This window comes from Pseudomonas sp. P1_F7, assembly GCF_056405655.1.
On the sequence record NZ_JBFUBR010000018.1, the window covers coordinates 138,966 to 152,185 of the forward strand.

Below are 13,220 nucleotides of genomic sequence, written 5' to 3' on the forward strand. Positions count from 1 at the left end.
GATATTTATCAGTCATTTGGAAAAAATATCGGGTGTTTTGCCCCGGTCGCAGGTGGGGGCTTGCGTCTAATATCGCGACATCTGTTGCACTCTGAGACAAGCATAGGATCTTCGTTTGTCTCACCGCGTCGCAATTTGCGACGCGCACTCTCCTCCCTGGAATTGGTAAATAACCAACAACCCCCGCCAAATCAGGCCTTTCACCCAAATAAACACAACTGGCACAGCCATTGCGAAGACCTCGCCACACGAACAAGACGAGGTTTCAACATGTCGCTTCCAAATGTGCTTCCCGCCACTTCGGCATTCATCCAGCGTGCCCCGCGCATGCTCATCGGCGGTGACTGGGTCGAGGCCGCCGATGGCCAGACCATGCCCCTGCACAACCCGGCCACCGGTGAGGTGTTGTGCGTGGTGCCACGGGCAACGCCGGAAGATGTCGACCGTGCGGTCCTCGCCGCCCGCCAGGCGTTCGACGATTCGGCCTGGACCCGCACCCGCCCCCGGGAGCGGCAGAATCTGTTATGGAAACTCGCCGACCTGATGCAGCGCGACGCCGAGCTGCTGGCGCAACTGGAATGCCTGAACAACGGTAAAAGCGCGGCGGTGGCCCAGGTGATGGACGTGCAACTGGCCATCGACTTCCTGCGCTACATGGCCGGTTGGGCGACCAAGATCGAAGGTTCTACGGTTGACGTGTCGGCACTGCTGATGCCCAACGACCAGTTCCACAGTTTTATCCGACGCGAAGCGGTGGGTGTGGTCGGCGCCATCGTCGCCTGGAACTTCCCGCTGTTGCTGGCCTGCTGGAAACTCGGTCCGGCCCTGGCCACCGGTTGTACCGTGGTGCTCAAGCCCGCCGACGAAACCCCGCTGACCGCGCTGAAACTCGCCGAGCTGGTGCTGGAAGCCGGTTATCCCGAAGGTGTGTTCAACGTGGTCACCGGCACCGGCATCACCGCAGGTTCGGCCCTGACCCATAACCCGCTGGTGGACAAGCTGACCTTCACCGGCTCCACCGCCGTGGGCAAGCAGATCGGCAAGATCGCCATGGACTCCATGACCCGGGTCACCTTGGAGCTGGGCGGCAAATCGCCGACCATCGTCATGGCCGACGCCGATCTGAAAACCGCCGCGGCCGGGGCTGCCAGCGCGATCTTTTTCAACCAGGGCCAGGTTTGCTGCGCCGGCTCCAGGTTGTATGTGCAGCGCAAGCACTTCGACAATGTGGTGGCGGACATCAGCGATATCGCCAACGCCATGAAACTCGGCAACGGCCTGGATCCGAGTGTCGACATGGGGCCGTTGATCTCGGCGCGCCAGCAGGAGCGCGTCTACGGGTACATCGAAAAGGGCCGGGAAAGCGGCGCGACCATCGCCTGCGGCGGTGAGCAATTCGGCCCGGGATTCTTCGTCAAGCCGACGGTGATTGTCGACGTCGATCAGAAGCACTCACTGGTGCAGGAAGAAATCTTCGGGCCGGTGCTGGTGGCCATCCCGTTCGATGATGAGGCCGATGCATTGCGCATGGCCAATGACAGTCCGTATGGATTGGGCGCGAGCATCTGGTCCAATGACCTGGCGGCGGTGCACCGGATGATTCCGCGGATCAAGTCCGGCTCGGTGTGGGTCAACTGCCACAGCGCCCTGGACCCGGCGTTGCCGTTCGGCGGCTACAAGATGTCCGGAGTCGGACGTGAGATGGGGTATGCGGCGATCGAGCATTACACCGAGTTGAAGTCGGTGTTGATCAAGTTGTAATAGCGGCGTTCTTCAGGCCGCCATCGCGAGCAAGCTCGCTCCCACAGGGTTTTGCGTCGATCTCAGGATCATGGCTCAACACAAATCCACTGTGGGAGCGAGCTTGCTCGCGATGAGGCCGGTCCAGACAGCTCAAATCTCAGGGTTTGAAACCCTGAGCCAACAACCAACTCCTGACCATCCTTCCCTGCTCGACCGTCAACCCGGCCAACACCTGGTCCGCAGGCTCGCCGTGCTTAAACCGCCACACCAACGCCGCCACCTCAACCCCATGCACATGCCAGATCCCCAACGGCTGGTCCGCCGTGATCACCACCTCGGCTTCATCGACCAGCCCATCACGCAACACCGGCGCCCGCTCGATCCTCAGCGCATTGAAATCCGCCTCGGCATGGGCCACCTCGGCGTCCGGCCAGTTCCGTCGTGCCTGCCAGAACGACCGATCCAGCCAGCGTTGCTCATCGGCATAAAAATCCCGGCCGATCCGCGCAAATCGCAAAAACAACTGCTCCACCCGCTGCTGGTGGAAACGCTGGGCCAGAGCCGCCCGTTCGGGTTTGCACAGCAGCGTGTTGATCACCGCTGGCGCCTGCAACGCCGAAGACAACGACTGAAAGATCCCGTTGCCCGACAACGGGTCGACGGCCATTGCCGCATCACCGACCCTAATCCAGTTTTCGCCACACACCTGCGGGCTCAGAATCGCCGTGCTGCTGCGGGCGTGCAGTTGTAGATCACACTCCGCTTCGCCAGCAAAAAATGCGGCGGCCAGCTTCGAACCCTGGCGCCGCTGCCGGCAGTACTCGAGCAACATAGCCTTACCCGGCAACCCGGCGCTGGCCACGTCCACCGTCCATTGCCAGTAACACTGGCCGTCGGCGCGCCGCGCCATCCACGCCCAGCCGTCCTCAAGGCTCTCCACGGCGCTGGCGGTGCTGCCTGGCGAACCCTGCCAGCGATTGAGCAAACTGACGGTCTCGGGGCCACGCATCCCCTTGCCTATAGCGGGGGCCTGACGTCCGCGGGCTTCCACGAGAAACGGTGCGAGCAGCGGTTCTCGTCCGTCGATTTCGATTCGATGGCCATTGGCCGATGACTGAACCGTCAGCACCCGGCCTTCGATCAGCTCGACCCCCGCCAGGCGCAAATCCTCGCGCAGGCCTCGGTCAAACACCGGACGGTCGAGCAAGTATTCGATGTTCTGCGCATGGTGTTGGCCATTCCAGCTCACCTGGCGTTGAGAAGGCAGTGTCGCCTGCGCCAGCGCCTGTTGCAGGCCCGCACTGCGCAAAGCCTCCAGCACCCGCACCGACACGCCTTCGAGCGCGGCAAACCGGCGCCATTCGCTGATCAGCGTGACGCCATGGCCCAGCCGCCGCAGTCCCAGTGCGACGGCGGCGCCGGCCGGCCCGGCGCCAAGAATGACGATGTCGGTCATGGCCCGAAACGCCGTTCAGGGCCACGGTAACGGGCATGCTCGCGCAACCACCCGATGACTTGCGCATTGCTGGCGTCAGGCTGTTCGGCAAGGAACCCGGCGATGTGCCCGCTCAAGGCGGCACAACCGAGGCTCGCCCCGGATTGCCCCGGGTAGGTGCCATGCACACACGCGGCGAAATCCGCCTGGGCGCTGTTGAGCCACGACCATTCCTGCTCGGCGCACCGCGCATCGCCGGTCACCCGCAACACCTGCGGATAGTTCGCCGGAAACACCCCTTCGCCCTGGGCCGGGCTCGACGCACACAGCAACACGCCCCTTGCCACCGCCGCCGCGCAGGCCGCGCGTAGCAGGCTGCGATCCTGGCGCAGGCCAAGGCTCAGATTGATCAGTCGCACGTCCTGCGTCAGCAGCCAGTCAATCGCCGTGGCGATCTGCAAGGCGCTGGTGACACCCCGCTGGTCGAACACCTGAGCCACGCAAAACAGCGCCGAGGGTGCACGCCGGCCGATCGCCTCGATCACCGCACTGCCATGCCCCAGCGGGTCTTCGCGCAAGTCGCCCTCGGCCAGGCCGTCTTCAAGCAATGAAAAGCGCCGACCGGCGATCACTTGCACCCGTTGTGCCGCCGAGTGGCCGCTGTCCACCACACCAATGCGCAGCTCAGGTTTCATGCAGCACCGTTTTCGAAGTCAGCACGCCGTCGAGCAACTCGAAACGCAGATCGGCATCGGCCAGGGTTGAGGGGCGATGGCTGATCAGGATGCGCGTACGCCCGGCAAACAAGCGGTCGATGGCGTCGATGACCTCGCGCTCGGTGGCTTCATCCACCGCGGAAGTGGCTTCATCGAGTACCAGGATCAAAGGGTCCTGCAACAGCGCCCGGGCAATCGCGATGCGTTGCTTCTGCCCACCGGATAACTGCTGGCCCCGCTCGCCCAACGGGCTGTCGAGGCCTTCGGGCAACAACTCGATCAGGCTGTCGAGTTGCGCCAGTCGAGCCACTTCGGCAATCGCCTCACGGCTGGCGTCCGGCACCGCATAGGCCAGGTTGTCGGCGAGGCTGCCGCGAAACAGCACGATGTCCTGGCTGACAATGGCGATGCGCCGACGCAACTGGAACAGGTCCAGTTCGCGCAGATCGACGTCACCCAGCAGTACCCGGCCCGATTGCGGATCGTGATGACGTTGCAGCAGGTCGATCAGGGTGGATTTGCCCACGCCGGAGCCGCCGCTGAGGGCCACTTTCATACCGTAGGGAATTCGCGCTTCGATGCCGCGCAGGGTCGACTGGCGGCCGGGATGGGCGAAGTGCACGTTGTCGAACCACAGGTCGCCGCCGTTGGGCATTGCCCGTGGCGTGGCAGGTGTCAACACGGTCGGTTGTTCGCCGCGCAACTCCATGACCCGGCCGAGGCTGACGGTCATCCGCTGAATGGCAACGTAGAGCCCGAGCAAGCTCTGCACCGGCCCCACGGCCATGCCCAGGTAAGTGGAAAACGCAATCAGCGCGCCAAGTTGCCAGGTGCCCTGCACCACCCAGTAACCGCCGATCAGAAATGCGCAGGCCCGGGACAGCGAGGTCAGCGTGCCGGGCACGGCCTGGGTGAAGAACTCGGTGACTTGCAGGCGCAGCAACTGGCTCATGTAGCCCTGGCCCAGCGTCTCGAGGCGCCGCGCCTCGCGCTGTTGCTGGCCGGCGGACTGGATGAACTTCATCACCGGCAATGTCTCGACCATGAACGACGACATGTCCGCCGAACGCTCGCGCAACTGCCGCACATCGCGCTCGACCTTGCGCCGCATCCAGCGCAGCCAAAGGACATCAAGGGGAATCAGCACCAGGGCCAGCAGCGAGAGTTTCCAGGACAACGTCAACAGCATCGCGATGGCAACCACCAGACCGATCACACTCGACACGGCCGAGAACAGCGAGTCCACTGCGAAACGCTGGATTTCCGCGACGTCGCCATCGAGGCGCGACATCAGGTCGCCGATGCGCCGCTGGCCGTAAAAGCCCGGCGACAGGGTTTGCAAATGCCGGTACAGGTCATCGCGCAGGGCAAACAGCATGCGCCCGGACAGTCGCGTGTGCAGGTAGCGGTTGATGCCCGAAAGCGCCGTGCCCAACAACCCGGCAACGATCATCAGCCCGGCAATCAACACCAGCATCGGGAAGTTGCGCGCCAACAGGCCATCGTCGATCAGCAGTTTGGTCAGCCACGGCTGCACCAGCACCAGCGCCGAGGCGCAGACCGACAAACCCAGCAGCCCGGCAATCGCCAGGCGATGCGGTCGCACGAAGCTGTACAGCCAGCGCAGCGATGCTTGCAGGGCCTCGGGGTTCTGGCTGTCGATCAGCCGAACGATCAAGCGCTGCATCACGAACGCAACTGTTTGAGCTTGCGATAAAGCGTCGCGCGGCTGATGCCCAAGGCGTCGGCGGCGGCCGAGACGTTGCCCTGGTGCGTGTCCAGGGACTGACGAATCAGCTCCAGTTCGTTTTCCCGGATGCTGCCGGCCTGGGGCCGTTCGCTGGCGGTCAACTCGTCGAGCATGCTGTCGGGCAAGTGGTCGAGGGTCAGCGCGGTTTCACCCGGTTCGCGCATGGCCAGCGCGGTGCGCAGGACCATCTCCAGTTGGCGGATGTTGCCCGGCCAGTGATAGCCGCTGAGCAAGCGATCGAGATCGTCGTGCAGGACCACGGTGGGTGCGCCCAGTGTCGTCAGCATGCGGCTGACCAGCGCGGCGAAATCTTCGCGCTCGCGCAGGGCCGGGAGCATCACGCTGATGCCGTTGACCCGGTAGAACAGGTCCTCGCGAAAGTGTTTTTCTTCCACCAGACGCTTGAGGTCGCGGTGGGTGGCGCAGATCAGCGCGACGTCGATGTCCTGCTCTTCGCCAGCGCCCAGGGGCGCGACCTTGCGATCCTGCAACACCCGCAACAGCCGGGCCTGCAAGGCCAATGGCATGTCGCCGATTTCATCGAGGAATAAGGTGCCGCCGTGGGCCTGTTGCAGGCGCCCGACCATTCCGCCCCGGCGTGAACCGGTGAACGCGCCTTCGCGATAGCCGAACAGTTCGGACTCGATCAGGCCTTCGGGAATCGCCGCGCAGTTCACCGCCACGAAGGGTTTGTCGCAGCGCGCTCCGGCCATGTGCAGGGCACGGGCGATGACCTCTTTACCGGTGCCGGTTTCGCCCAGTAACAGGACCGGCAGTTCATTGGCCAGGCCTTGGCGGGCCATGCGCAAGGCACGGGCGTAGCGGGTATTGCTGCCGGCCAGCGTTTCCAGATCCGGTTGTGCCTTGGCAGTTTTCGCCGTAGTGCGCGACGGGCTGCTGACGTTGATCGTGCGTTGCGGCGCACGCAGGGTTTTGTAGAAGAACTCACCTTTGGCGGTTTGCAGGCTGCCGGCCCCACCTTGATGCAGGCGCGCCAGCAACTGCAGGCCGTCGACTCCGAGAAACTCCTCGCAGCGCCGGCCGACCAGGGCCGAGCGCTCGGCGTGGAGCAACTGGCAAGCCTGGGCGCTGACCGCCAGGATCTGCCCGCCGAGGCTCACGGCCAGCAAGCCTTGCCACGGAGATTCCAGATACTGCCTGCGGCTGTGGAAAGCGAGGACGATTTCGTCCGGATAACTGGCGTTGAACACCCGGCTTTCGATCTGGCTGACGGCCATGGCCAGCAGCGCAGTGCTGTCGTGGGCGCGGCCGAGGGGGCCTTCGCGGGTCAGGTCGAGAACGCCAAGAATGTCGCCCTGAGGGCAATGGATCGGCACCGAGGTGCAGGAAAAATCACTGAGGCGATCCAGATAATGTTCGCCGCAATCGATCAGGGTCGGCCGGGCTTCCACCAGTGCCGTGCCGAGGGCGTTGGTGCCGCGAACCGCTTCGCTCCAGCAGGCGCCGAGGGTGATGTCCTGCAGGCCACTGCCCTTGAGACGGTCGGCGCGACCTTCGACGGCGAGGATGGTGGCGTCGGAGTTGGCGAGGATGATCAGCCCTTCCTTGCCCTGACGCTCGGCCAGGTAATCGATGGCCGGCAGTGCGGCGTCGATCAGCAAGCGGTTGCTCGCCAGCAACACGTCGAGGCTGGCACTCGATTCCAGCGCCAGCTCGTGCTTGGCATTGAAATGCACGCCATGGCTCAGGCTGCGTCGCCACGAGGCATCGATTTCCGCACGCAGGACGCCATCCGGCACTTCGCCTTCCAGGTGCAGCTTTTCCCGGGCCAGCCGGGCTTCGCGATGCAGTTTGGGGGAGTTTGTTTTTATTGGCGTCATCAAGCGCTCCGGGTCATCCACCCTGCGCCTTCATGCGTCGGCGCCCTGGAGCAATCTTTACGTTAACGTCAGGGCTATGGCAAGTGCCGTAGGGCGCTTATGGACCGCGTTATCGTTCATCGCGAGCAAGCTCGCTCCCACAGTTGACCGAGGTGAACCGCATATTTGCGTTCAACACCGACCAGTGTGGGAGCGAGCTTGCTCGCGATAGCAATCTTCCAGACGCTGTCAAACTCAGAGCTGCCAAACCTCAGGCCCGACAAAAAACGCCTTGGCATTGTCCTCCAGACTCTCCAGGTGATACCCGCCCTCCTGCACGATCAGGCACGGCAACCCAAGGCTGCGAATCCGCTCGCCGAGCACGGCAAAACCCTCGCGGGTCACCGCCACTTTGCTTTGCGGGTCCAGCTCGAAAATGTCGAAGCCCAGAGACAGCACCAGCACCTCGGCACCGAACTCCGTCACCGCCTTCAGCGCTACATCCAATTGCTCGAGGAAATCCGCTTCGCTGGCGCCATGGGCCATCGGCAGGTTGAGGTTGAATCCCTCGCCCGCCCCGGCACCGCGTTCTTCGGCAAAACCAGCGACACCCGGATAGAAGTTGGTCGGATCGCCGTGCACCGAAACGTAGAGCACGTCATCACGGTCGTAGAAGATCTCCTGAATCCCCTGACCGTGGTGCATATCGGTATCCAGCACCGCTACCCGCGAAAAACCGGCGCGCAATACCTGCGCCGCCACCGCCGCGTTGTTCACATAACAGAAACCACCCGCCGCTTCCGCCCGGGCGTGGTGACCCGGTGGACGGCACAAGGCATAGGCTGCCGGCTCGCCATCAAGCAACGCCTGGGCACCGGCGATGGCGCTTTGCGCCGACCAGTAGGCCGAACGCCAGGTTTGCTCGCCCACCGGGCAACTGCCATCGGCCAGATAGCGCGCGGCTTGCGCGAGAATCCCGCGCAGGGCGTTGGGTTCGCGCACGAAGATGTTCGACATCACCTCGTCGCCCCAATCCTCGGGAATCTCTTTCCAGCGCTGATGGGCTTCCTGCAAAAACGTGAGGTACGGCGCACCGTGCACCGCCAGCAGCGGCTCGAGCCCGGCATCGGCCGGTTGCTCGACCTTGAAACCCAATGCGTGAGACGCCTGTACCAGACGCTGCGCACGCTCCGGCACTTCCTGCGGCGTGCGCATCTGGCCACGGGAGTAATAGCTGCGTGGATGGTGGAGCAATTGTTCGGGATGGAAAAAACTGCGCATGGAATGAATACCTGTCAGTTAACGAAGATCTTTTGGCCGAGCGGGCACTTTGAGGCGAGCGAGCTTGCTCCGGGCGGTGTTCCGACGATGGGCTGCGTAGCGGCCCCAAAACTCTGGCAGGACTTGCTGGTTTTGTGAGTGCTGCGCACTCAAGCGGGAGCAAGCTCCCTCGCCACAGGTTTTGTATTCACAGCACTGTTGTTTAATGGACAACACCTGCGCGGCTTCGGCGAAGCTGCCCACTTTGGCGCTTTGCACTAAGCATTCGATACTGTTGAAGGTTTCCATAGGCATCACTATAAACTTCTGGTTTACACCGAGTTTAGTTGTGTGGCATCGACCGGTTGAATCCATATACGGTCATTCATCAACATTCATGTCTTAGGCCGTCTGCTTACGTATAGCGAGAATCGCAGCACCAAACCCAATGAACGTTACCCCCACCACCCGGCTAACCCAGCGGGACAGCTCGGGTCGTACCAGCACGCCCTTGGCGCGCGAGGCCAGCGCGGCATACAGGCTCAACGACGACACCGAGAGCGCCATGAAAATCGCGGTCAGGATCAGAAATTGTGGAAACAGGGCTGCGTCTTGATCGATGAACTGCGGGAATAACGCCGTAAAAAACAGAGTCGCCTTGGGGTTGGACAGCGCGGTAAAAAACGCCGACCTGTACAGTTTCAGGCGTGTGGGTTTGCGACTCAGCCCCTCTTGAATGCCATCCGCCAGCAGTGGCGTCTTGTTGAGCAACTGCCTCACCCCGAGATAGAACAGATACCCGGCGCCGACGATCTTTACCATATTGAACAACCATTCGGAGCTGGCAAGCAGCGCCCCCAACCCCAGCATCGCTGCCGCCGACAGGCAAAACAGGCCACTGGCATTGCCCAGCGAGGACCATATCGCGCTGCGTTGACCATGGGCGAGGCTGTTGTTGATCGCCATTAATGTCGCAGGCCCCGGGCTGGCGATGGCAATCGCAGCGACCAGGGTAAAAGCCAGCAGAGTGTTCGGGTCCATGGTTCCAGGCTCGTAGAAAATTGAGGGCATACTACCGAAGGCTTCGTTGCCTGATGATGCAAATTACTCATCACCTACAGGAGCAATCGGAGCCCCGCCAGCGACCCCACAGCAATCGCGACGGTGAACAGCATCGGCAAGCGCCACGCGGCAACCAGCGTGATGCCCAATGCGAGCAACTCTTCAGGATGAGGCGAGACGAAGTGTGGAGCGATCACCGAGATCAGCACGCACCCCGGTTCGGCCTCCATTAGCGCGCGGGCACGTGGCCCGAGCTTGCGTTTGCGCACGGCCATACTTGCCGCTATCTCTGGGCTGGGCCGTGAGTACCGAGTGGTCTACAACAGCCCCAATGTCAGCGGCCAATTGGCGGCGATGGAAAGTGGCCTGGCGGTGGCCGTGGTAACTCGTTGCAGCCTGCCGGCGCATCTCAAGGTGCTGGATACTCGGCACGGTCTGCCAGAATTGCCGGTGGCGGAAGTCGTGTTGACCCGAAGCCGAGACTCGACAGGCTCACGCGCTGTAGATGCGCTGTACGCACATGTTGCAGGGGCATTACGAGACCCACTCTGCGATGGACCAGCCCACGTCCCTGGGGGTGACAAACATGTCCTCTGAAAATGCTCTGCCATTGGTACTGATTCCCGGCGTCATGCTCGACGAATCGCTCTGGGACGAGGTAGTTGAGCATCTGCCATCGAATCGAAAGGTTCATCGAGCGAACCTGCTCCATGGACAAACTATCGCTGAGATTGCTCAGAACATTGCTGCCGGCGCACCTTCAAGGTTTTTCCTGGTCGGCTTTTCATTGGGCGGCTACGTCGCAAGGTCACTCGTACAACAGTTTCCTGACCGTGTGGCGGGCCTGGTGTTGATTGCGACATCACTACGCCCGGACACGCCTATGCAGCAGCAACTCAAGCAAGCCGCAGTGAAGGCATCTGCTCAAGGGCAGTTTCGTGGCTTGAGTTCGGTCTCGATTACCCAATCGGTGCACCCACAACGGGCAAACGACAAAGCGTTGATCGGCCGTATTCGTGACATGGGTGAACGAATGGGCCACGAAGTATTTGCCAGACAATCCCTGTTGATCAGGGACGACATCTCGTCCTGCAATATCCATTGCCCGACCCTGATCATTGCCGGTGCACAGGACAAACTGAGATTGCCTGAAGAGGCACAGGAGCTGCGTGACGCAATCCCGGGAGCCAGCGTGGAAGTGGTGGAAGAATCAGGCCACATGATTCCCTTGGAGCAGCCTGAAAAGCTCGCCCTGTTGATGTCGCATTGGTTGGATACGATGGGCTGAAGGCGTGCGAAGCCTACGCATGATTAACCTCCGCTGAGTGACACCTGTGACCGCTCGCTTTGGCTGGTCAGTCGCCCATTGATCCCAGGAGCCACTGCCGAAATATCTCGGCAGAGGCAGAACGCTTGCGATGCTTGAGCGACACCAGGAATTCGCCATTGCCCGTCACGCATTCCAAAGGCGTAACCCGCTGCAATTCTCCCTTGGCCAGCGCTTCATCAGCCATGAACGTCCAGGCCAGGCCGATGCCCATACCTTGCTGCACGGCACGATACGCCAACGTCAGCTGGTTGAAGACCGGGGCTTTGTCCCGCGGTACGTAGTCGATGCCAAAGTGGCCAAACCATTGATGCCAGTCCAGACACTGCCAGGCGCAAGTGTCGATCTGCACCAGGTTGGCCTGCGCCAATTGTTCCAGCGTCTTGATCCCCGAGACATCCAGAGAAGGATGAGCCACCGCATAGACGATTTCCGGCAGCAGGAAATCGCTATCCAGCGAGGGCCATTCGCCAGAACCATAGAGAATGCCCACGTCGAAATCATTGAGGCTAGCCTCATCGAACTCGTTGATCGCGTGAACATGCACGGCGATGTCGGGGTACGCCTTGTTGAATTCGATCAGCTTCGGGAACAGCCAGAACTGGGCCAGGGCATGGGTCGCCAGCACCGAGACGGCGTTGGACTGATGGACATTGCGAATTCGCGTGACGCTTTGGTACATCGTGGCGAGGAGCACGTTGACTGTCATCAGCAACTCATCTCCTGCGCTGGTCAACTTGACACCCCGTGGTTTTCGCTCGAAAAGCGGAACGCCCATGCAGTCCTCAAGCTGGCGCATCTGTTTGCTCACGGCGCTCTGGGTAAGAAACAGTTCGCCAGCGGCACCCGTGAAGCTGGCGTGTCGTCCCACGGCCTCAAACGTGATCAGAGTCTCCAATGGGGGCAAGGTGCGCAGGTAACGGTTGATCAGGATTCTCCCAGGCGGGTGGCTATGACACGACATTCCGCACAGGAATGGGTGACCAACTTTTTATCGCAGGTGGCGCTTATATACCATGGCTAGAATGCCGCTAAATAGCCTGCCAGAGCCGAGATGATGAACAGCGGGATTTTATTTGCGATATTGGCGGGTGCCATCTGGGGTGGGGTGATTATCGCCCCTTCGCTGCTGCCGGAATTCAATGCCGTGCTAATCAGCAGTGTGCGGTTTGCCTTGTACGGGCTGTTCTCGCTCCTCGTGGCCTTACCGATTGCATCCCGCCTGCTCTCACGATTGACGCGCAGCGATGCCTTGATGCTGTTGCGTCTGTCATTGACCGGAAATGTCCTGAACTACGCGCTGTTGGGCGCCTCCGTACAACTGAGCGGGGTGACTGCGGCCGCCCTCATCAACGGCATGATGCCGGTTGCCATTACCTTTCTGGGGCGTGGCGATACAGGGTCCCTGCCCCTGACAAAGCTCAAGCTGCCCTTGTTGCTGGTATTCCTGGGCATCGTATCGGTCAGTCTGGAACATTCAGGCGCGCGGGCGGTGAGTACCTCACTGTCTTCCCAGTTGCTGGGCCTTGCCTGCGGATTCAGCGGTGTTGTCTGCTGGTCGTGGTACGCCACCCACAATGCCCGTTATCTCAAACAAAGCCATTTCAACAGCGGCGAATGGTCGACGCTGCTGGGTATCGTGACGGGCATCGTGGCGGTTGTGTTTGGCATCGCTGCCTTGATGTTGTTCCCGAATCTGGTACCCGCTCAGGTAGAAAGCAGCCGCTGGATGACTTTGCTGTGGGTCTGCCTGTTCCTTGCACTTTGTGGTTCTTGGGTTGCCAATGGGCTGTGGAATGCCTGCTCGCGTCGAATGGCCACGTCGTTGAGTGGCCAGATGATCGTGTTTGAAACGCTGTTTGCCTGTGTATACGGTTTTCTGTTCAGCCAGCGGGTGCCTGGCTTGATGGAAGTGATGTCAATCGTGTTGTTGGTGGGCGGGGTCGTCTGGGCGGCGAAACGTCATAGGGTGCTGCCGGTGAAACATGCTGAACCGTAGCCGCTGTTGGCCGATTTCTGCCGGTGCTGACCGGCAGCTTCACGCCCTGAGGAAGTCAGTCAACCAAAATCGAGGTTCTTGAGGAGCGATGAACCACGCTTCCTCAAG

The 13,220-nt window shown here is 61.5% G+C and carries 12 protein-coding genes; 3 read left to right on the forward strand and 9 right to left on the reverse strand.

Features of this window, described 5'->3' with window-relative positions:
- Positions 1-270: 270 nt before the first annotated feature.
- Positions 271-1,761, forward strand: a complete 1,491-nt coding sequence (locus AC1D1M_RS25495; protein WP_477777761.1) for an aldehyde dehydrogenase family protein — start codon at positions 271-273, stop codon at positions 1,759-1,761.
- 139 nt (positions 1,762-1,900) lie between these two features.
- Here AC1D1M_RS25495 and qhpG read toward each other — a convergent pair whose 3' ends face one another.
- From qhpG to AC1D1M_RS25535, 8 genes are all read right to left on the reverse strand, one after another.
- Positions 1,901-3,199 (reverse strand): flavin-dependent monooxygenase QhpG, encoded by a 1,299-nt coding sequence (gene qhpG, locus AC1D1M_RS25500; protein ID WP_477777762.1) that lies wholly within the window; start codon positions 3,197-3,199, stop codon positions 1,901-1,903.
- On the reverse strand, positions 3,196-3,873 hold the full coding sequence (gene qhpE, locus AC1D1M_RS25505; protein WP_477777763.1) for a subtilisin-like serine protease QhpE: 678 nt from the start codon (positions 3,871-3,873) through the stop codon (positions 3,196-3,198). The genes qhpG and qhpE overlap by 4 nt, the downstream gene beginning before the upstream one ends.
- Positions 3,863-5,581 carry an ABC transporter ATP-binding protein gene (locus AC1D1M_RS25510; protein ID WP_477777764.1) on the reverse strand — a complete coding sequence of 573 codons (1,719 nt, stop codon included), beginning with the start codon at positions 5,579-5,581 and terminating at the stop codon, positions 3,863-3,865. The genes qhpE and AC1D1M_RS25510 overlap by 11 nt, the downstream gene beginning before the upstream one ends.
- Positions 5,581-7,485 (reverse strand): sigma-54-dependent Fis family transcriptional regulator, encoded by a 1,905-nt coding sequence (locus AC1D1M_RS25515; RefSeq protein WP_477777765.1) that lies wholly within the window; start codon positions 7,483-7,485, stop codon positions 5,581-5,583. Before AC1D1M_RS25515 ends, AC1D1M_RS25510 begins: the two co-directional genes overlap by 1 nt.
- A gap of 234 nt (positions 7,486-7,719) precedes the next feature.
- Positions 7,720-8,745, reverse strand: a complete 1,026-nt coding sequence (locus tag AC1D1M_RS25520; RefSeq protein ID WP_477777766.1) for a histone deacetylase family protein — start codon at positions 8,743-8,745, stop codon at positions 7,720-7,722.
- Positions 8,746-8,763: 18 nt separating this feature from the next.
- Positions 8,764-9,033, reverse strand: coding sequence for a hypothetical protein (locus tag AC1D1M_RS25525; RefSeq protein WP_477777767.1), 270 nt, complete (start codon positions 9,031-9,033; stop codon positions 8,764-8,766).
- Positions 9,034-9,126: 93 nt separating this feature from the next.
- Positions 9,127-9,765 carry a LysE family translocator gene (locus tag AC1D1M_RS25530; RefSeq protein WP_477777768.1) on the reverse strand — a complete coding sequence of 213 codons (639 nt, stop codon included), beginning with the start codon at positions 9,763-9,765 and terminating at the stop codon, positions 9,127-9,129.
- Between the two features lie 74 nt (positions 9,766-9,839).
- On the reverse strand, positions 9,840-10,061 hold the full coding sequence (locus AC1D1M_RS25535) for an AzlD family protein (RefSeq protein WP_477777769.1): 222 nt from the start codon (positions 10,059-10,061) through the stop codon (positions 9,840-9,842).
- A gap of 311 nt (positions 10,062-10,372) precedes the next feature.
- On the opposite strand from AC1D1M_RS25535, the gene AC1D1M_RS25540 reads away from it, so the two are divergent.
- Positions 10,373-11,074, forward strand: coding sequence for an alpha/beta fold hydrolase (locus AC1D1M_RS25540; protein WP_477777770.1), 702 nt, complete (start codon positions 10,373-10,375; stop codon positions 11,072-11,074).
- Between the two features lie 67 nt (positions 11,075-11,141).
- On the opposite strand, the gene AC1D1M_RS25545 is transcribed toward AC1D1M_RS25540, so the two are convergent.
- Positions 11,142-12,077: a LysR substrate-binding domain-containing protein gene (locus tag AC1D1M_RS25545; protein ID WP_477777771.1), complete on the reverse strand. Its 936-nt coding sequence runs from the start codon at positions 12,075-12,077 to the stop codon at positions 11,142-11,144.
- 90 nt (positions 12,078-12,167) lie between these two features.
- Between AC1D1M_RS25545 and AC1D1M_RS25550 the strand changes: the two genes are divergently transcribed.
- Positions 12,168-13,112 (forward strand): DMT family transporter, encoded by a 945-nt coding sequence (locus AC1D1M_RS25550; RefSeq protein WP_477777772.1) that lies wholly within the window; start codon positions 12,168-12,170, stop codon positions 13,110-13,112.
- Positions 13,113-13,220 lie beyond the last annotated feature (108 nt).

Excerpts from the sequence above, each read along its gene's own strand:
- AC1D1M_RS25550 (WP_477777772.1), top strand. The coding sequence starts at position 12,168 with ATGATGAACAGCGGGATTTTATTTGCGATATTGGCGGGTGCCATCTGG.
- AC1D1M_RS25515 (WP_477777765.1), bottom strand. The coding sequence starts at position 7,485 with ATGACGCCAATAAAAACAAACTCCCCCAAACTGCATCGCGAAGCCCGG.
- AC1D1M_RS25545 (WP_477777771.1), bottom strand. The coding sequence starts at position 12,077 with ATGTCGTGTCATAGCCACCCGCCTGGGAGAATCCTGATCAACCGTTAC.
- AC1D1M_RS25540 (WP_477777770.1), top strand. The coding sequence starts at position 10,373 with ATGTCCTCTGAAAATGCTCTGCCATTGGTACTGATTCCCGGCGTCATG.
- AC1D1M_RS25535 (WP_477777769.1), bottom strand. The coding sequence starts at position 10,061 with ATGGCCGTGCGCAAACGCAAGCTCGGGCCACGTGCCCGCGCGCTAATG.
- AC1D1M_RS25520 (WP_477777766.1), bottom strand. The coding sequence starts at position 8,745 with ATGCGCAGTTTTTTCCATCCCGAACAATTGCTCCACCATCCACGCAGC.
- qhpG (WP_477777762.1), bottom strand. The coding sequence starts at position 3,199 with ATGACCGACATCGTCATTCTTGGCGCCGGGCCGGCCGGCGCCGCCGTC.
- AC1D1M_RS25530 (WP_477777768.1), bottom strand. The coding sequence starts at position 9,765 with ATGGACCCGAACACTCTGCTGGCTTTTACCCTGGTCGCTGCGATTGCC.
- qhpE (WP_477777763.1), bottom strand. The coding sequence starts at position 3,873 with ATGAAACCTGAGCTGCGCATTGGTGTGGTGGACAGCGGCCACTCGGCG.
- AC1D1M_RS25495 (WP_477777761.1), top strand. The coding sequence starts at position 271 with ATGTCGCTTCCAAATGTGCTTCCCGCCACTTCGGCATTCATCCAGCGT.
- AC1D1M_RS25525 (WP_477777767.1), bottom strand. The coding sequence starts at position 9,033 with ATGGAAACCTTCAACAGTATCGAATGCTTAGTGCAAAGCGCCAAAGTG.
- AC1D1M_RS25510 (WP_477777764.1), bottom strand. The coding sequence starts at position 5,581 with ATGCAGCGCTTGATCGTTCGGCTGATCGACAGCCAGAACCCCGAGGCC.